The organism is Methylobacterium sp. J-072 (assembly GCF_022829425.1).
In the GTDB taxonomy this organism is placed as follows: domain Bacteria; phylum Pseudomonadota; class Alphaproteobacteria; order Rhizobiales; family Beijerinckiaceae; genus Methylobacterium.
On sequence record NZ_JAKSYK010000165.1, the window covers coordinates 57,723 to 74,952 of the forward strand.

Annotated in this window: 15 protein-coding genes; 4 read left to right on the forward strand and 11 right to left on the reverse strand. The window is 70.3% G+C overall.

Annotated features, from left to right (window positions below; genetic code table 11):
* Nucleotides 1–8: 8 nt before the first annotated feature.
* The 11 genes from MKK67_RS18890 to MKK67_RS18940 form a co-directional block, all read right to left on the reverse strand.
* Nucleotides 9–812, reverse strand: coding sequence for an ABC transporter permease (locus tag MKK67_RS18890; RefSeq protein ID WP_243968023.1), 804 nt, complete (start codon nt 810–812; stop codon nt 9–11).
* Nucleotides 813–876: 64 nt separating this feature from the next.
* On the reverse strand, nt 877–1,812 hold the full coding sequence (locus tag MKK67_RS18895; RefSeq protein WP_243967944.1) for an ABC transporter permease: 936 nt from the start codon (nt 1,810–1,812) through the stop codon (nt 877–879).
* Entirely contained in the window at nt 1,812–2,804 is a 993-nt protein-coding gene (locus MKK67_RS18900) for an ABC transporter ATP-binding protein (RefSeq protein ID WP_243967946.1), read from the reverse strand. The genes MKK67_RS18895 and MKK67_RS18900 overlap by 1 nt, the downstream gene beginning before the upstream one ends.
* On the reverse strand, nt 2,801–3,802 hold the full coding sequence (locus MKK67_RS18905; RefSeq protein WP_243967948.1) for an ABC transporter ATP-binding protein: 1,002 nt from the start codon (nt 3,800–3,802) through the stop codon (nt 2,801–2,803). Before MKK67_RS18905 ends, MKK67_RS18900 begins: the two co-directional genes overlap by 4 nt.
* A gap of 5 nt (nt 3,803–3,807) precedes the next feature.
* A complete protein-coding gene (locus tag MKK67_RS18910; protein WP_243967951.1) occupies nt 3,808–4,083 on the reverse strand; it encodes a hypothetical protein in 276 nt (91 codons plus the stop codon).
* A gap of 112 nt (nt 4,084–4,195) precedes the next feature.
* Nucleotides 4,196–5,839, reverse strand: a complete 1,644-nt coding sequence (locus MKK67_RS18915; RefSeq protein WP_243967953.1) for an ABC transporter substrate-binding protein — start codon at nt 5,837–5,839, stop codon at nt 4,196–4,198.
* 314 nt (nt 5,840–6,153) lie between these two features.
* On the reverse strand, nt 6,154–7,683 hold the full coding sequence (locus tag MKK67_RS18920; RefSeq protein ID WP_243967963.1) for a carboxylesterase/lipase family protein: 1,530 nt from the start codon (nt 7,681–7,683) through the stop codon (nt 6,154–6,156).
* A 45-nt stretch (nt 7,684–7,728) separates the two neighbouring features.
* Nucleotides 7,729–8,670 (reverse strand): HlyD family secretion protein, encoded by a 942-nt coding sequence (locus tag MKK67_RS18925; protein WP_243967965.1) that lies wholly within the window; start codon nt 8,668–8,670, stop codon nt 7,729–7,731.
* A 58-nt stretch (nt 8,671–8,728) separates the two neighbouring features.
* Nucleotides 8,729–8,938: a DUF1656 domain-containing protein gene (locus MKK67_RS18930; RefSeq protein WP_243967967.1), complete on the reverse strand. Its 210-nt coding sequence runs from the start codon at nt 8,936–8,938 to the stop codon at nt 8,729–8,731.
* Nucleotides 8,935–10,977: an FUSC family protein gene (locus MKK67_RS18935; RefSeq protein WP_243967969.1), complete on the reverse strand. Its 2,043-nt coding sequence runs from the start codon at nt 10,975–10,977 to the stop codon at nt 8,935–8,937. The genes MKK67_RS18930 and MKK67_RS18935 overlap by 4 nt, the downstream gene beginning before the upstream one ends.
* Complete coding sequence (locus MKK67_RS18940; protein ID WP_243967978.1) at nt 10,974–11,450, reverse strand: MarR family winged helix-turn-helix transcriptional regulator; 477 nt, start codon at nt 11,448–11,450, stop codon at nt 10,974–10,976. The genes MKK67_RS18935 and MKK67_RS18940 overlap by 4 nt, the downstream gene beginning before the upstream one ends.
* Before the next feature lie 315 nt (nt 11,451–11,765).
* Between MKK67_RS18940 and MKK67_RS18945 the strand changes: the two genes are divergently transcribed.
* The 4 genes from MKK67_RS18945 to MKK67_RS18960 all read left to right on the forward strand — a co-directional run bounded on the left by MKK67_RS18945 (nt 11,766) and on the right by MKK67_RS18960 (nt 16,835).
* Nucleotides 11,766–12,194 (forward strand): hypothetical protein, encoded by a 429-nt coding sequence (locus MKK67_RS18945; RefSeq protein WP_243967980.1) that lies wholly within the window; start codon nt 11,766–11,768, stop codon nt 12,192–12,194.
* 118 nt (nt 12,195–12,312) lie between these two features.
* Nucleotides 12,313–13,839 (forward strand): aldehyde dehydrogenase family protein, encoded by a 1,527-nt coding sequence (locus MKK67_RS18950; protein ID WP_243967995.1) that lies wholly within the window; start codon nt 12,313–12,315, stop codon nt 13,837–13,839.
* A gap of 56 nt (nt 13,840–13,895) precedes the next feature.
* Nucleotides 13,896–15,569 carry a GMC family oxidoreductase gene (locus MKK67_RS18955; protein WP_243968003.1) on the forward strand — a complete coding sequence of 558 codons (1,674 nt, stop codon included), beginning with the start codon at nt 13,896–13,898 and terminating at the stop codon, nt 15,567–15,569.
* A 192-nt stretch (nt 15,570–15,761) separates the two neighbouring features.
* The gene (locus MKK67_RS18960) at nt 15,762–16,835 is read left to right on the forward strand and encodes a muconate/chloromuconate family cycloisomerase (protein ID WP_279601709.1); all 1,074 of its coding nucleotides are present in this window, start codon (nt 15,762–15,764) and stop codon (nt 16,833–16,835) included.
* Nucleotides 16,836–17,230: the final 395 nt, after the last annotated feature.

A 17,230-nucleotide genomic window follows, 5' to 3' on the forward strand; every position in this document is an offset into this window, starting at 1 on the left:
CCGTTTGATCAGCGCAGGGTGGGGTCGAGCCTGTCGCGCAGCCAGTCGCCGACCAGGCTGACCGCCAGGGTGGTCGTGACGATGCAGGCGGCCGGAGCGAGCAGGATCCAGGGCGCGCGCGTCAGGTATTCGCGGCCGTAGCTGACCATGTTGCCCAGCGAGGTCATCGGCGGCTGCACGCCGAGGCCGAGGAAGGACAAGCCGCTTTCCAGAAGGATCACCTCGGGGAAGGTCAGCGTCATGGAGACGATCAGGGTCGAGGCGATGTTGGGCAAGATGTGGCGCAGGTAGACCCGGGACGGCGAGGCCCCGATCTGGCGCACGGCCCCGGCATAGCCCTGCGCGCCGGCCGAGATGGCGAGCCCGCGGGCGATGCGGGCGTAGCGCTCCCAACCGTAGAGCCCCATCAGCGCAATGAAGAGCGGCAGCGCGTTGCCCAGGAAGGCCAGCACGGCCAGGGCCAGGATCAGGAACGGCATCGCCGCCTGGAAGTCGGCCAGCATCAGCACGAGCTGTTCGACGAGGCCGCGGGCATGCGCCGCCAGGAACCCCAAGGCGGTGCCGAGCAGCGCCGAGATCAGTGTCGCCCCGAAGGCGACCAGGATGGAGATGCGGATCGAGACGATCAGGCGCGAGAGCACGTCTCGGCCGAGCTCGTCCGTGCCGAGCCAATGCGCCGGATGGAACGGAACCGCCAGGCGGTTGCGCAGATCGAAGGTCGTGAAGCGGTACGGCGTGATCCAGTCGGCGGCCAGCGCGGCCACGAGCATCAGCGCGAGCCACGCCAGCCCGATCCAGACGGGGGCCGGCATGCGGCGCCCGCGCCCGGGCGCGCCGGCCCCGCGCACGAGGCTGGAGGCGGTCGTTCCAGCCATCTCAGTGCCCTCCGGCCGCGCCGCCGGCCCGCAGCCGCGGGTCCATGAGGCCGTAGAGCAGGTCGACCACGAGGTTCGACGACACCATGGTGATCGCCACCAGCAGCAGGATGCACTGCACGACGGCGAGGTCGCGGTTGGCGACGGCGACCACGAGCAGCCGCCCGACCCCCGGCCAGGAAAACACGCTCTCCACCACCACCGCCCCCGCGATCAGGCTACCGACCATGAAGCCGACGATGGTGACGGTGGGGATGGCGGCGTTGGGCAGGGCGTGGCCGCGCACGACCGCCGCCCAGGGCACGCCCTTGGCGCTGGCGGTGCGGATGTAGGGCTGGCCCAGCACCTCCAGCATGGCCGAGCGGGTGAAGCGGGCGAGGGTCGCCGCCCCGCCGATGCCGAGGGTCAGCACGGGCAGGATGGCGTGGCGCCAGCTCTCCTGCCCGCCCGAGGGCAGCCAGCCGAGCTGCACCGCGAAGATCAGCACCAGGACGAGGCCGAGGACGAAGCTCGGCACGGTGAAGCCCGCCACCGCCGCGACCATGACGAGGCGATCGATCGGGCTGTCGCGGTGGAGCGCGGCCTGGATCCCGGCCGGGATGCCGATGCCGAGCTTCAGCGCCAGAGCCGGAAGGGTCAGCGCCAGGGTCGCGGGAATGCGCTCCACGACGAGGTCGAGGGCCGGCCGGCCGCTGCGCATCGACAGGCCGAGCTCGCCCTGACCGATGGCGGCGAAGTAGTGCAGGTATTGCAGCCAGATCGGGTCGTCGAGGCCCCAGGCCTTGCGGAAGGCCGCGATCGCCTCCGGCGGGGCGTCGACGCTCATGATGATCAGCGCCGGGTCGCCCGAGAGCCGCAGCACCACGAACGCGAAGGTGACCACGAGCGCGATGGTGAGCAGCGCGCGGCCGAACCGGATGAGGAGGAAGCGCAGCATCAGCTCGCGGCCCTGAGGAACGGAGCCCGGGCCTGCGCGACATGGCAGGCGGCGAGCCGCCCGTCGCGCATCGGCAGAAGCGCCGGCCGCTCGACCCGGCACCGCGCCTGGACGGCGTGGCAGCGGGGATGGAAGGCGCAGCCGGGCGGCCGCGCGGCGGGATTGGGCGGGGCGCCCTGTAGCACGATGCGCGGCCGCGCGCCCCGGCCCGGCACCGGGGCGGCCGAGACCAGCGCCTCGGTATAGGGATGGGCCGGATCGTGCAGGAGCAGATCCGCCTCGCCCTCCTCGACGATGCGGCCGAGATACATCACCGCGACGCGGTGGCTGATCTGGCGCACGACCCTCAGGTCGTGGCTGATGAACAGCAGCCCCAGGCCCAACTCCTGCTGGAGATCGACCAGCAGGTTGACGACCTGCGCCTGGATCGAGACATCGAGGGCCGAGACCGGCTCGTCGCAGACGAGGAGGCGGGGGCCGGCGGCCAGCGCCCGGGCGATCACGGCGCGCTGGCGCTGGCCGCCGGACAGTTCGTGCGGGTAGCGGCGCCCCTGATCGGGCCGCAGCCCCACCGAACGCAGCAGGGCGAGCGCCTTCTCGTCGCGCGCCTTCGGCTCGCCGATCCCGTGCACGTCGAGGGGCTCGCGGACCTGCTCCAGGATCGGCAGACGCCGATCGAGCGCGCCGAGGGGATCCTGATAGATCATCTGCATGCGCGCCCGCAGGCGCCGCCAATCCGGCGTGGCCGCCCGCGGCAGCGGCACGCCCTCGAACAGCACCGTTCCGGCATCGGGGGGCTCCAGCCCCAAGGCGAGCCGGCCGGTGGTCGACTTGCCGGAGCCGGATTCGCCCACGAGCCCGAGGGTGCGGCCCCGCGCCACCGTCAGCGAGACACCGTCGACGGCGTGCACCTCGGTACGGCGCCCGAGGAGGCCCCGGCGCGTGACGTAGCGGCGGCCGACATCGTGCAGCGCGAGCAGGGCCTCGCTCATGCGCGGGCGCGCTCCGGGACAGCCGGCCGCGCCTCCGGGCGGACCGCGATGCAGGCGGCGCGACGCTGCGGTCGCGCCTCGACGAGGTGCGGCACCGTCCGGTCGCAAGCCGCGACGGCGCTAGGGCAACGCGGCGCGAAGGCGCAGCCCGGCGGCATGGCCCAGGGATCGGGGACGGTGCCTTCGATCGGGGACAGGCGGCGCCGGACACCGTCGAGGGGCGGCAGAGCCGCCAGGAGCCCCTGTGCGTAGGGATGCAGCGGCTGCGCGAACAGGAGGTCGGCCGGCGCGGTCTCGATGATGCGCCCGGCATACATCACGCAGACGCGCTCGCAGGTCTGCGCGATCACCCCGAGGTCGTGGCTGATCAGCACCAGCGCCATGCCGGTCTCGCGCCGGATGCGGGTGAGCAGGTCGAGGATCTGGGCCTGAATGGTGGCGTCGAGCGCGGTGGTGGGCTCGTCGGCGACGAGCAGGTCCGGGTCGCCGGCCAGTGCCATCGCGATCATCACGCGCTGGTTCTGGCCGCCGGAGAGCTCGTGCGGGTAGGCATCGAGGCGTCGCGCCGCATCGGGGATGCCCACGAGGTCGAAGAGGCGCTTCGCCTCGGCCCGGATCGCCGCCCCGGACAGACCGCGATGCAGCGCCAGCGCCTCGCCGACCTGGCGGCCCAGCCGGAGGACCGGATTGAGCGCGCTAGCCGGATCCTGGAAGATCATGGCGATGCGTCCACCCCGCACCCGGTCCAGGACCGCCGGCGGCGCGCCGACGAGTTCCTGCCCCTCCAGCTGCACGCTGCCGCCGACCTTCGCCCGCCCGGGGAGCAGGCCCAGCGCGGCAAGCCACGTGACCGACTTGCCGCAGCCGGACTCGCCGACGAGACCGAGGGCTTCGCCCCGCGCGACGCTCAGGTCGATGCCATGGAGAGCGCGGACTCCGTCGAAGGTGACGGTCAGGCCGCGGATCGTGACAAGGTCCTCGGATTGCGGAGCAGTCATCGCGCCTAGACCCTATTGCCGGCGCGGAAATCCATGACTTCGACCGGATAGGCCTGCCAGGAGACGGCCTTGGCCTTGCCGTAGAACATGGTGAGGTCGTGCAGGGCCGTGCCCGGCGGGTCGATCACATCGTAGATCTCCAGCATCTGCCGGAAGACGCGCCGGCGCTCCTGCGGGTCGAGCGAACCCTGCAGCACCGGGCAGAGCGCGTTGAACGCGTCGTTCTTCCAGGTCTTCGCCACGGTCTGGACGTTGCCACAGCGGGTGTTCGAGCGAGCCAAGGTCGGTCGTCCAGTCCTCACGAGCGTGTCAGTCCTCATCACACCGACCGGTAGCTGTAAAAGGCGTCGCGGTGGACGCTCGCGCTGGATGTCAGGCTCCCGCGCGCCGGCCTCAGCTCCGTCCACCCCAGTTCTCGGCGCGGAAATCCATCGCGAAAGCGGGCGAAGCCTTCCAGGCGAGCGCCCTGGGCTTGGCCGTGAACGTCGAATTCTGGTGGAGCACGGTGTAGGCGGGGTCCTCCCGCTCCGCGATTTCGAGCAGACGGCGGAAGACCTGCTTGCGGCGGGCACGGTCCGTCGAGGTCTCAAGTTCGACCGACAGCGTGTTGAACTCCGGGTGGCTCCACTCGCCGACCTGCTGTTGCTGGCCGTTGGGGCCGTGCTGGTTCACGAGCGAGGAGACGGGATCGCTGAACAGCGCGGAGTTGGACCAGTCCCGCACGGCGCGGGTCGGCGTGCGCTCGAAGACCTGCTGCCAGTTCTCCTTTACCTCGATCTCGACGTTGAGCCCGGCCTCCCGCCACATCTCGACCAACACTTGTGCGGTCTGAACCTGGTTGGTGTAGTAGTTGTTGAGAAGCCGATAGGGGATCGGATCGCCCCTGTAGCCCGCCTGCTTGACGAGAGCCCGCGCCAGGCCGGGATCGTAGGCCGGGACCGACCAGTCCTCGATGAACATGTCGGCGTAAAAGGGCCATTGCAGGCCCTTCGGGATAACGGTGCGGCCGGCCCAGAGCGACTCGACGATCGCCTGCCGATCGATCGCATGGGTCATCGCCCGGCGGACAAGCGGGTCGGCGAGTTGGGCGTGGTTCCTATCGAACACCGTCAGCCGATGATTCGGGATCGGGCCGCCCTGAACCTCGAAGGCCGGGTTCGCCTCGATCTGTGCGATCTGATCCGGCGGGATGTCGCAAGCGAACTGGTACTCGCCGGAGAGCAGTCCCGCGATCCGCGCGGCCGTCTCCGGCACCTCGACGAAGCGAATCGATTTCAGCGGCGGACGCCCGCCCCAGTAGGCATCATGGGCCTCGAGCAGCAGCGAGACATCGGGACGGTATTCGGCGACGCGATAGGGCCCCGTGGTGACCGGCTTGTTCGCCCAGTCGGCGTAAGTCTTCGCCTCCTCGAAGGCGCGCCGGTTCATGATCTCGCTGCCGTAACGCGAGAGGCGGCCTTCCAGCGTCACGTCCGGCGTGGCGTTCACGAAGCGGACGGTGTCCCTGTCGACGATCTCGACGCCGAGCAAGGCCGGCCAGTTGCGCCGGGCCGCCGCCGGCACCTCGAGGGGAAGCTCCTTCGACCCGCGGCCGCCACCGATCGAGAAATCGGCCGCGATGGTCTTGCCCGCGCTCGGCTGGGTGTCGCCGAACATCCGTTCCCGGCCGAACGAGAAGGCGACGTCCTCCGCTGTCATCGCGTCGCCGTTGTGGAACTTGACGCCCCGCCGCAGCGTGAGTTCGACGACGCGCTCATCGATCCGCCGCCATCCGGTGGCGAGACCGGGCACGGCCTCGAGCTGGCCGCGCCAGTTCCGCCCGATCAGGCCTTCCCAGAGGGAGGAGAAGAAGACGCGCTCGCCGACATTGGACTGTTCGCGCAGCACATCCAGCGTGTTGGTATTGGACACCTTTTGCACGGCCACCGTGATCGACGGTCGCGCGTCGGCCTGGGCGAGCGCGGCGTGCCGGATGACGAACGGGGCGGCGACGCCCGCCGCGAACGCCTGTCGACGCGTGATCGAGGAACCCGCCATCTGCCCCTCCGTCGCCGCTAAAGAAGCTCCGTTACGGCGTGGCGATGAAGCTTGCATGACTGTTGTTGTGGGTTGGCGTGGCGCCCCTGACCGAGGCTAACCGTTCGACGCGACGGCGCTCCCCCTTTGCGTTCATCGAACCCGCAAGACGCGTCTCTCGCGGGATCCCGAGGCCAATGCACGGCTCGGCGGACGCGGCAAAACCATGCCGGCTGCCTCCAGCGGGGCCTGCTATCGCCCGGCGGTCGCCGATCGGTCGCGATCGTGTCGATCTCGCCCGGCGCGTCCCAGCCCGACGTTCCGCAACCGGACCGTCAGGTCGGCCCCCGATAAGTCCCCCAGGCCAGGCGTCGTTCGCGACGCGGATCGAGGTCTTCGCGATCGGTGCGATCGAAGATGCGGGTCGAACGCCGATCCGCGTCGTATCGGCTCCAGCCGGGCGCGAGACCGCGGGTGAAATCGAGAAAGACGTCCTGAAATCGCCGGCTCATGGCCTCCGATCGGCGCCGACAGAACAGGTCGAAGCGGCCCAGTTCGCCTTCGCCGGGCGTGCCGAACAGCATCGGCAGGTCGAGTCCGTGCGAGGCCTCGCGCAGCAGAAGGCGCGTCAGCGGCGTCGCGTAGTCGAACCGGTAGACCCAGCAATCGGCCATGCGGCTATGCCCCTCGGCGATCTGCAGAGTGGGCAGCCAGAAGTTGAGATCGCCGGCAACGTCGATGGCCGTCTTCTTCGACGGATAGCCGGGATAGGCCGCCACGATGCGCTGCCGGAGGGCGGGATCTTCTCCGGAAAACAGGGTTTCGAGTCGGCTGACCCGGCTGCAGATGACCGGCAACAGCTTATCCAGGGTCGCCCCTTCCCGCGCCATCGTGCCGATGACCAGGGGAATGCGCTGGGCCAGGCCGCTCCGAAAAGCGTCGATCGGGTGCCGCGGCAAGAAATCGCCATCGATCACGGGCGCGGACGGCAGGAAGCCGGGGTATTTGTCCGGGGCGACATCGTAGAAGAAGGTCGAAGCGACCGCGGTTGCTTTCTCGGCGGAAACCGTCTTCAGCGCGCGTGCAACGGTGTTCCTGTCGCCGGGATCGATCCCCAGCCTGTCTAAAAGGTCCGCCGAGAAGACCGCGTGTCTGTCCGGCGTATAGGCACAGGCCGCCGACGCACTCATCGCGTAGGCGCGGTGGAACAGGCCGGCGGCCGAGGGCGCGCACATCAACGCGACCACGGACGCCGCTCCGGCGGACTGACCGACGAGGGTGACGTTGTCCGGATCGCCGGAAAACTTGGCGATGTTCCGCCTCACCCATTCCAGGGCCGCCATCTGGTCCCGGAGGCCCAGATTGCTGTCGATCGGATGCTCCGGTGTCGACCAGGCGCTGAAATCGGAAAATCCGAAGAGGCCGACGCGGTAATTGAAGCTCACGAACACGGCGTCGCCCCGTTCGACGAGGTGGTCGCCGCGATAGAGCGGAGTCCGTGTGCCGCCGAGGGAGAAGCCGCCGCCATAGATCCAGACGATGACCGGCCTGAGACCGGGGCTGTCCTCCAGTGGCGCCGAGACGTTGATCGTCAGGCAGTCTTCGGACATGGGCGTGCGCGCGCCCGCGCCACCGATCGCCTCAAACCCCCGCTTCTGCATGGGCAGGGGACCGAAGGCATCGGCCTGCCGCGTGCCCTGCCACGGCTCCGGCGGAAGCGGCTTCCTGAAACGCAGCGCGCCGACCGGCGGTGCGGCGAAGGGAATGCCCCGCCAGGTCCGCACACCGTGGGCCGTCGTGCCAAGAACTTCGCCGGATTCGGTCCGCACCAGCAGATTGCTGCGGCGATCCTGGTTGGCCGGCATGCGTGATTCCCTTCGCGTTCCGGGAGCGGCGCCGACGCGCGGGCGTCAGTTCAGGGTGCGGTCGGCGACGACCATGACCTTGCGCCAGACCCCGAGGACGTTGATCCGCGGGATCTGACCGTCCGCAGCGACCGAGACCGTCGCGGTGCGACCGGAGACCAGCCGGGTCTGGTCGGGAACGCCGTCGAGCTTGATCCGCACCGGGATGCGCTGCGCCAGCCGTACCCAGGCGAAGGTCGGATTGACGTTGGCGAGCAGGTTCGCGCCGGCGGTGCGCTCCCGATCCTCGATGCCACCCGCGAAGCTCTCGACATGGCCGGTGATGACCCCGGCATCGCCCATCAGGCGGATGCTGGCCCGGTCACCGACATGGATGCGCGGCAGCTTGGTCTCCTCGAAATAGCCCTCGACCCGGAGCGTGTCGCTGTCGACCAGCGCCATCACGCCCCTGCCGGTATTGACGTAGGTGCCCGGCCGCAGCTCCATGTTGGTGATGCGGCCGTTGACCGAGGCCTTCACCGCGGAGCGGTCGAGGTTGAGCTTGGCCACGTCCCGGTCGGCCACAGCCTGGTCGTAGGCGGCCTTCGCCGACAGGTCCGTCGCCCGGGCGAGCTCGACCTTCTGCTGCGAGACCGCGGCGTCGCTGAGCCGCGAATAGCGGACGTAGTCGGCGGCCGCCTGCTCGGCGCTGGCCCGCTTGCCCTCGACCATGGCCTCGGCCTGGCGCAGGGCCAGGGTGAAGCGCTCGGGGTCGATCCGGAACAGCACGTCGCCGCGCTTCACCACCTGGTTGTCCTCGACCAGGACCTCCGTGACCAGGCCCGAGACGTCGGGCGCCACGGCCACCACGTCGGCACGCACCCGCCCGTCGCGGGTCCAGGGGGCCTCCATGTAGTAGTCCCACAGGGCCAGCCCGACGACGATCGCGGCCGCGACCATGGCGAGGGTGACGATCAGGCGGAACGAGAGGGTGAGCAGCCGGGTCATGGGAGAAGCCGAACGGTCGGGGACGAGAGCGGAGCGATGAAGGGCGGTTGCCGCGCGGTCATGAGGTCAGCGGCAGCGCCACCGAGACGACGCACCCGAGCAGGACGACGTAGAGCGCAAGGTCGAACAGCGGGCGGTGCCAGACCAGGCGGTAGAACCCAGTTTTTTCCAGGATGCCGCGCGCCACCAGGCTGATCAGGAAGGCGAGCAGCATCCAAGCCGCGAGGCACGGGACGAAGACCCCGTAGATGTCGAGTTCTCCGGTCATGCCGCGAGCCCTGTCTGCGGGGTGATCGACACGTTCGGCCGCCAAGGCGACGCGTCGGGAAAGAGGCCGCGGCGGATGCCTACCAGACCGAGCAGCGCCGCCCGGTGGGATTCCTGCTGCGGATGCGTCGCGGTGGCGTCCATCGCGGCATCGATCGTGTCCAGGAGCGCGACGGGCGGATGCGCGGCGCGCGTGCGGAAATACTCCGCCAGGGCGGCCAGGAGGCGTTCGACGCCCGTCCGCGCCTCGGGCGAGAGCCGTCGGCGGTCCCGGCGCAGCTCGACGACGTTGATCCCGACCCGCACCTCCGCGACGAGGTCGGCGGTCCACGCGGCATCTTCGGGCGGGAGCGCCGCCAGCCGCGGCGCGATCAGGCCGACCCGATCGAGCATGATCGCCGCGAGTTCGAGGCCGTTCTCGGCGCCGCGGCGCTCGGCGGCGTCCGCCAGGCTCCGGCGGTTCACGACCCGCAGGCGTCGCGCCGTCCAGTCGGCCCCGACCGACCGGACCAGCCGTGTCACCACCGCCGCGATCCACATCCCGGTGATCACGGCGAGCGAGGCGTTGGTGAAGGCCGCGAAGTCGCCGGTGTAGCTGCCCTGGAGCGCGATCATGGCCGAGCCGTTGACGGCGGCGCCCATCGCGATCGGCGCCGTCCTCGGCTGGGTCATGCAGAGGCCGCAGAGGATCAGGGCCGGCGCCAGCGCCAGCGCCAGCATCTCGAAGTTGGTCGCCCTCGGAAGCACGGCGAACAGGTAGAGGCCGGCCACGACACCGCCGACGATGGCCGAGTTGGCGAAGCTGACGATGGACGGGGCCGGGTCGTCCTGGACGGCGAAGAAGCAGCAGGCGACGGCCGCCATCATCGGCGCGCCGGACCCGTCCGGCCAACCGGTGGCGATCCAGATCGCGCAGCAGAGCAGGATCGAGAGGAACACGCCGATCGCCGACAGCATGGCCATGCCGTGATCGCGATGACGGATCGAGCGGGCCTTGGCCGTGTACTGGAAGGCGAGCTCCTCGGTGACGGGCGTGCCGTCGACGACGTGCCGCTGCAGCAGCCGCGCATCCTGGCGTAGGTCGATGAAGTCGCGCAGGCGCGCGACGAGGCTCGCGAGGACCAGATCGGACCAGGTCGAGCCCCGACCCAGGCGCGGGTCGACGACGTCCGCGGCCGCGCGCATCCGCGCTGCGGCGTCCGGATCCGTCGTCCCGGACGCGATCCAGGCGGCCATGTCGTCGAGAAGGCCGCGGACGCGTGCGGGAAGCGCTCCGGCTTGGTCCAGCGTCGCGATGCGGTCCGCGACGGCGGAGACGATGGGCAGGAACATCAGCATGTGCTGGCGCAGCGTCGCCATGGCGGCGGCCGAGCGCTCGCCGCCGGTCATGTCGTAGCGCAGCGGCGTCGCCAGGGCATCGAACGCCAAGGCGTCGGAGGCGAGCCGCAGACGCCGGGCCTGCGTGTCCCGGGCCCTGCCGGTCCGGCCGAGCACGTCGGCGACCCAGCCCCGGGCGTCGCGCAGCCAGAGGTCGAGCCGCCCCGCGATCAGGGGGGCCACGGAGCGGGGCAGGACGATGGTGGAGACGAGGCTGGCGCACAGGATGCCCAGCATGATCTCCTCGGCACGGGCGACCGCAGTATCGAACATCGCCCCCGGCTCGCCCACGGCGGGGAAGCCGATCAGCGCCGCGGTGTAGCCCCCGAGCATCATCAGGTAGCTGCTCGGGGTCCGGTCGAGCAGCGAGACATACAGGCAGAGGGCGACCCAGAACGCGATGGCGAGGGTCAGGAGTTCGGGGGCGTTCGCGAGGTTGGGGACCAGGATCACGGTCACCGTCGCGCCCAGCAAGGTGCCGAGCACCCGGTAGAGCGCCTTCGAGCGCGTCGCGCCGGCCAGGACCTGGCTGGTGATGTAGACCGTGCCCAGGGCCCAGTACGGCCGCGGCAGGTCGATCCACATGGCGAGGTACAGGGCCAGCATCGCCGCCACGTAGGTCTTGATCGCGAAGGACCAGTCTTGCCAACCGGGAAGGTTCATTCCGCGGCCTCCTCGGGCACCGCGCCCTCCGGCAGGTTGCGGCTGTAGCGCTGGATGGCCTGGAACACCCGCAGGCTGGCCTCGATATCGGCGCTGTCGACCTCGGCGAACACCGCGTCCCGCAGCTTGGTGAGCTCGGCCTCCATCTGGGCGACCACTGTCTTCCCGGCCGGCGTGAGGCTGAGGACCTTCGCGCGGCGGTCGGTCGGATCCTCCATGCGCACGATCAGGCCCGCCGCGCCGAGCTGGTCGAGGAGCCGCACCAGCGACGGCCCCTCGATGCCCACGGCTTCGGCCAACGCGTTCTGTCGCGGATGCCCATCGAGGCGTTCGATCAGGATTAGGGGCAGCGCGGTTGCGTCCGACAGGCCATGCGCCTCGGCGACGGCGTTGGCCGCCCGCCGCCACTGGCGTCCGGCCAACAGCAGGGTGTGGGTGTAGGTCTGGCGCTGGCGGTCGAATGTCTTGGACACCGGCGGTGACCTCTCGCGGCTTTGGGCACAGCACCGTCCGAGACCGTGCAGACCTAATAGATAGTGTTCTACTTATTAGGTCGCGCGGACGGCCGTTGCCAAGCCCATCCGGCATGTCCGCGTCGCATACGTGCTAACCGATTGCGTGCAGATAGATAGCATTCTATCTTTACGCATGCAAAGCGTTTTGGGTCCCTTGCCTGCGATGGAGCCACAGGACGGGACAGACACAGGACGTTGGAGGCCGATCAGCCCGCTGCGCGGCGCGACCGGCGGCTCACCTGAGGGGGTGGGTTCAAGACGAGGTCCACGACCATGATCGAGAGACTGACCGTACCGATTCTCCTGGCGACCCTAGCCGCCGGCGTGGGACCCGCGAAGGCCGACCCCGCGCTCCTCATCCACGGCAACTATTGCGGCCCGGGCAGCAACGCGCCGCTGCCGCCCGTCGACGCCCTCGACGCGGCCTGTGCACGCCACGACGCCTGCTGGCCCGCGACCGGCTTGCCGCCGCAGGCCTGCAACCTCCGGCTGCAGCGCGATGCCGCGCGGATCGCCCGCGACCCGCGCGAACCCGACGACCTGCGTGCCGCCGCCAATGTCATCGCGCTGGCCGCCTCGGTCATGCCCTACGCCCCGCCCGTCGCGACGGCGATGGGCGAGACGCCCCGTCCGCATGCCACCGCCGTCCCGCTCCGGAGCGTCCACCGGACCGCGCACCTGATTCTCGCGCCCGAAGACTGACGGCCTGCGCGCCCTCGTCAGCGGTGGCGCCACCGGACCCTCAAAACCGACCGACCCCGCGATCCGCACGCCGCGAACCCGTGCGGCCGCGGATCAAGCCGACAAGACGGAGAGAACCATGGCAAATCACGTCCCCGCATCCGGCGATGTCACCCGCCCGGCCCCCGCCGCGCCGGAAGCCCCGAGGCCGTATGCGGGCTTCGACGGCCAGTATATCGGCGGCGCCTGGCGGCATGGCCGGCACGGCGGAAAGCTTCCCGACGACAATCCCTATTCCGGCGAGCGGCTCGCCGTGATCGTGATGGCCGACGAGAGCGACCTCGACGCCGCATACGAGGCGGCCGCGAAGGCGCAGCTGGCCTGGGCCGATCGTCTTCCGGCGGAACGGGCCGCCGTGATGGTCCGGGCCCTCGCCATCCTGGAGGCGCGCCACGGCGAGATCGTCGACTGGCTGGTGCGCGAGGGCGGCAGCACCCGCGCCAAGGCCGAACTGGAATGGCAGTTCGTCCAGGCGGTCACCCGGGACTGCATCGGGTTCCCCTACCGGGTCGAAGGCCGCATCCTGCCGCTCGACGAGCCGAACAAGGAAAGCCGGGTCTATCGGCAGCCGCTCGGGGTGATCGGCGTGATCAGCCCCTGGAACTTCCCGATGTACCTGTCGGTGCGCTCGGTGGCCCCCGCCCTCGCGCTCGGCAACGCGGTCGTCCTCAAGCCGGCGGAGGACACACCGGTAACCGGCGGCCTGCTCATCGCCAAGGTGTTCGAGGAGGCCGGCCTGCCGCCGGGGCTGCTCAACGTCGTGATCGGCCCGATCGCGGAGATCGGCGACGCCTTCACCCTGCACCCGGTGCCGCGGTTCATCTCCTTCACCGGCTCGACCCGGGTGGGCCGGCACATCGGCCAGCTCGCGATGACCGGCCCCCGCATGAAGCGCGTCGGGCTCGAACTCGGCGGCAACGCGCCCCTGGTGGTGCTGGACGATGCCGACCTGGAGCACGCGGTCCGCGCCGCGGTGGTCGGCCGCTTCCTGCACCAGGGCCAGATCTGCATGAGCACCAACCGCATCATCGTCGATGCCAAGATCTACGATGCGTTCGTGGATCGGTTCACGGCCCATGTCCGCACGCTCAAGTACGGCGATCCGAACGACCCGTCCGTCGCCATCGGCCCGGTCATCAACGCCCGGCAATTGAAGGCCCATCTGGCGCATATCGCGGGCGCCCGGTCGTCCCGTGCCCGTCAGGTGCTGGGCGGCGAGCCGGAGGGGCTCGTGCTACCGCCGCACGTGTTCGCCGACGTGACCAACGACCTGCCGCTCGCGCAGGACGAGATGTTCGGCCCCATCGCGCCGATCATCAAGGCGCATGGTGAGGCCCACGCCCTGGCCCTCGCCAACGACACCCCGTTCGGCCTGTCGAGCGCCGTCTTCACGCGCGACCCGGAGCGCGGCGTCCGCTTCGCCCTCGGCGTCGAGGCCGGGATGACCCACGTCAACGACCACACCGTCGACGACAGCCCGACCGGTCCCTTCGGCGGCGAGAAGAACAGCGGGATCGGCCGGTTTGGCGGGCAATCGATCCTCCACGAATTCACGCGCGAGCACTGGGTGACCGTGCGCAGCCGCCCGGCCGCCTACCCGTTCTGAGCCGACATTTCGCCCCGGCCGGCACCCGGCCGGGCACGCCTCGCCAAGGAGTTCCCATGTCCAGTCACCGCCCCTCATCATCGGTTCCGACGACGAACCATGACGTCATCGTCGTCGGCGGCGGCTCCGCCGGCAGCCTGATCGCCGGCCGCCTCGCCGCCGAGACCGACGCCGAGGTCCTCCTGCTCGAAGCCGGCGGGCGCGACACCGACCCGCTCATCCACATCCCGGCCGGCTTCGCGAAGCTGCTCCAGCACGGCTGGTTCCTGTGGCCCTACGAGACCGTCCCGCAGGCCCAGCTGGACGGGCGGCCCCGGCCGGTCCAGCAGGGCAAGGGCCTCGGCGGCGGTAGCTCGATCAACGCCATGGCCTATGTGCGCGGACAGCCGGAGGATTACGAGCACTGGGCCGAGGCGGCCGGCGGGACCGGTGCCTGGTCGTGGCAGGATCTGCTGCCGCACTTCGTGGCGATGGAGGGCAACGACCTCCTCGCCGGCCCCTGGCACGGGACCGACGGGCCGCTGAAGGTGTCGCAGCCGCACCTGAACCCGCTGAACCAGGCCATCGTGAAGGGCTTCCAGCAGGTCGGGCTGCCGTACAATCCCGACTATAACGGCGCGGTGCAGCGCGGCGTCGGCCCCTGCCAACTCACCATCGGCGACAATCGCCGTTGCAGCGCGGCCGTGGCCTTCCTCCACCCGGCGAAGGGCCGCCCGAACCTGACGGTCCGAACCCGCGCCCTGGCGACGCGCATCATCCTGGAGGGGGACCGCGCCACCGGCGTCGAGTACCTGCGCAACGGCCGCCCGCATCGCGCGCTGGCGGGCGAGGTGATCCTGAGCGCCGGCGCCCTGAACTCCCCGCGGCTCCTCATGCTCTCCGGCATCGGCCCCAAGGACGAACTCGCCCGACACGACATCCGGCTCTTGGTCCATGCCCCCGATGTCGGGCGGCATCTGCAGGACCACCCGCAGGTTCCCGTGACGGCCCGTTGCAGGGGCGACTGGGGCTACGCGCGCGCCGCGTCGGGCCTCGGGATGCTGCGGGCGGGCCTGCAATACGTCCTGACCCAGACCGGTCCGGCGGCCACCAACGGCATCGAATCCGTCTGCTACTTCAACCCCGACGATCCCGACGGCGCCCCGACCATCCAGAGCTTCCACGCCGCGGCCATCGCGAACGCCGCGCTCGGCAAGCCGGAGCCCTATCCCGGCCTGACCCTGGAGAACGTCGTGCTCCAGCCGCGCAGCCGCGGCTACGTCAAGCTGCGCGATGCCGATCCGCGCTCGGCGCCGGTCTTCGACCCGAACTACCTCGGCGATCCCGAGGACATGCGCAGGATGGTCGCCGGCCTGCGCTACGTGCGCGAGGTGCTCAAGGCGCCGGCGCTCCGGCACCTGCTCGAGGACGATCCGGAACTCCTGCCGGGCCGGACCGTGCAGAGCGATGCCGACCTCGCCGCGCATGCCCGCCGCACGCTGACCTGCATGTGGCATCCGACCGGCACCTGCCGGATGGGCGCCGACGCCGACGCGGTGGTCGACCCGGCGCTGCGGGTGCGCGGCGTGCGCGGTCTGCGGGTCGTCGACGCCTCGATCATGCCTCGTATCGTGAGCGGCAACACCAATGCGCCGACCCTGGCGCTCGCGAGCAAGGGATTGGCGATGATCAAGGACGAACTCGCCGGAAACCCACCCGTCCCGATCCGGCAGCGGGAACTGGCTGCGTGAGGGCCCGTCCCCTCGGCGGGGGCGTCGATCCCGCATCGGCGCACCCTAATCGCTCCGGCGACAGCGGAGGCCAGCCGACGCTTCGGCTTCATACCCGGTGAGTATCGCGCCGAACCGCATTGATCTTTGATCGGGATGTTTCGCCGTCCTAGCCTTCCGTCACATCGAGGCGAGGGAGGCCGCGGAAGGGACATGGCAGCGATCGTAGAGGTCGAGACCGTCATCGTCGACGTACCGACGATACGTCCGCACGTTCTCGCGATGACGACGATGCACCATCAGTCGATCGTGCTCGTCAGGATCCGCGATGCCGATGGCGTCGAGGGCGTCGGTGAAGGAACGACGATCGGCGGATTGAGCTACGGCGAGGAGAGTCCGGAGAGCATCAAGCTCGCCATCGATACCTATCTCGCTCCGATCCTGCTGCGCAGCGACGGCGCGCGCGTCGGCGACACCATGGCCAGGATCGGCCGCAGCGTCGTCGGGAATCACATCGCCAAATGCGCCGTCGAAACCGCGCTGCTCGACGCGGCCGGCAAGCGGCTCGGCGTTCCCGTCTCCGAGATGATCGGCGGCGGCCGCGTGCGGGACCGATTGCCGGTGGCCTGGACCCTGGCGAGCGGAGATACCGATCGCGACATCGCGGAGGCCGAGCGCATGCTGGCCGACCGGCGCCACAACATCTTCAAGCTGAAGATCGGCAAGCGCGCCGTGCGCGAGGATGTCCGGCACGTGGCCGCGATCAAGCGGGCGCTGGCGGAACGGGCGAGCGTCCGCGTCGACGTCAATCAGCACTGGAGCGAGGCCGAGGCCGACCTCGGCATGGGCCTGCTGCACGATGCCGGCGTCGACCTCGTCGAGCAGCCCGTCGCCCGGCGCGCCCTGGCCGCGATGACGCGCCTGACGGCAAAGCACGTCGTGCCCCTCATGGCCGACGAGGCGCTTCACGGGCCGATCGATGCCTTCACCATCGCCAGCGGCGCCGCCGCGCGGATCTTCGCGATCAAGATCGCGCAATCCGGCGGTCTCTTCCCCGCCTACCGACGCGCGTTCGGGGACGTGGTCCCGACGGCTCTGCTGAGCTTCGGCACCGGGCCGGCCTTCCTGAGCGCGGGCGTGCCGATCGACCGGGACGCGCTGGTGGCGAGTGCCGGGCTCGATCTGCGGGTGGCGCCGAACGCGACGCTCGGCGTGGCCTATACCGGCCAGGTCGGCGCCCGGGCACAGGACCAAGCCGTGAAGGGCAACCTCACCCTCCGGTTCTGAACGGGGGCGTGCGGGCCGGTCTTCGGAGACCCATTCTCTGGGCCGGCCCATCCGAGTCGCTCACGGCGATCGCGTGGCGATGCATTCGAAGGCCCGCAGTGGTGCGCCGCTCTTAAAGCCTGTTTGAGGACGGCTTTCAGGCTGGATTGTAGAGCGCGCTGACGGCAGGAAGCTGGCGGCGCAAGCTAGGCAGCCGGTCGCGACATCCCAGGCGACCGGCCGCGGCGCGGTGGAAGCCGGCCCAGTGGCTGAGCCAGCCGAAGGTGCCCTCATCCTGAGCTTGCCGAAGGATCGACCACCCGGCGCCGCTCCGGCACGACGTCCTTCGACAAGCTCAGGATGTGGGTCCTTCTGATCTGGATCCTTCTCGACGCCGCGGCGGTGCATGCCGTGGC

Bases quoted from the DNA above. Each gene is read 5' to 3' on its own strand.
- MKK67_RS18950 (WP_243967995.1), top strand. From the start codon at position 12,313: ATGGCAAATCACGTCCCCGCATCCGGCGATGTCACCCGCCCGGCCCCC.
- MKK67_RS18890 (WP_243968023.1), bottom strand. From the start codon at position 812: ATGCCGGCCCCCGTCTGGATCGGGCTGGCGTGGCTCGCGCTGATGCTC.
- MKK67_RS18900 (WP_243967946.1), bottom strand. From the start codon at position 2,804: ATGAGCGAGGCCCTGCTCGCGCTGCACGATGTCGGCCGCCGCTACGTC.
- MKK67_RS18905 (WP_243967948.1), bottom strand. From the start codon at position 3,802: ATGACTGCTCCGCAATCCGAGGACCTTGTCACGATCCGCGGCCTGACC.
- MKK67_RS18920 (WP_243967963.1), bottom strand. From the start codon at position 7,683: ATGCCGGCCAACCAGGATCGCCGCAGCAATCTGCTGGTGCGGACCGAA.
- MKK67_RS18895 (WP_243967944.1), bottom strand. From the start codon at position 1,812: ATGCTGCGCTTCCTCCTCATCCGGTTCGGCCGCGCGCTGCTCACCATC.
- MKK67_RS18955 (WP_243968003.1), top strand. From the start codon at position 13,896: ATGTCCAGTCACCGCCCCTCATCATCGGTTCCGACGACGAACCATGAC.
- MKK67_RS18925 (WP_243967965.1), bottom strand. From the start codon at position 8,670: ATGACCCGGCTGCTCACCCTCTCGTTCCGCCTGATCGTCACCCTCGCC.
- MKK67_RS18930 (WP_243967967.1), bottom strand. From the start codon at position 8,938: ATGACCGGAGAACTCGACATCTACGGGGTCTTCGTCCCGTGCCTCGCG.
- MKK67_RS18915 (WP_243967953.1), bottom strand. From the start codon at position 5,839: ATGGCGGGTTCCTCGATCACGCGTCGACAGGCGTTCGCGGCGGGCGTC.
- MKK67_RS18960 (WP_279601709.1), top strand. From the start codon at position 15,762: ATGGCAGCGATCGTAGAGGTCGAGACCGTCATCGTCGACGTACCGACG.
- MKK67_RS18935 (WP_243967969.1), bottom strand. From the start codon at position 10,977: ATGAACCTTCCCGGTTGGCAAGACTGGTCCTTCGCGATCAAGACCTAC.
- MKK67_RS18945 (WP_243967980.1), top strand. From the start codon at position 11,766: ATGATCGAGAGACTGACCGTACCGATTCTCCTGGCGACCCTAGCCGCC.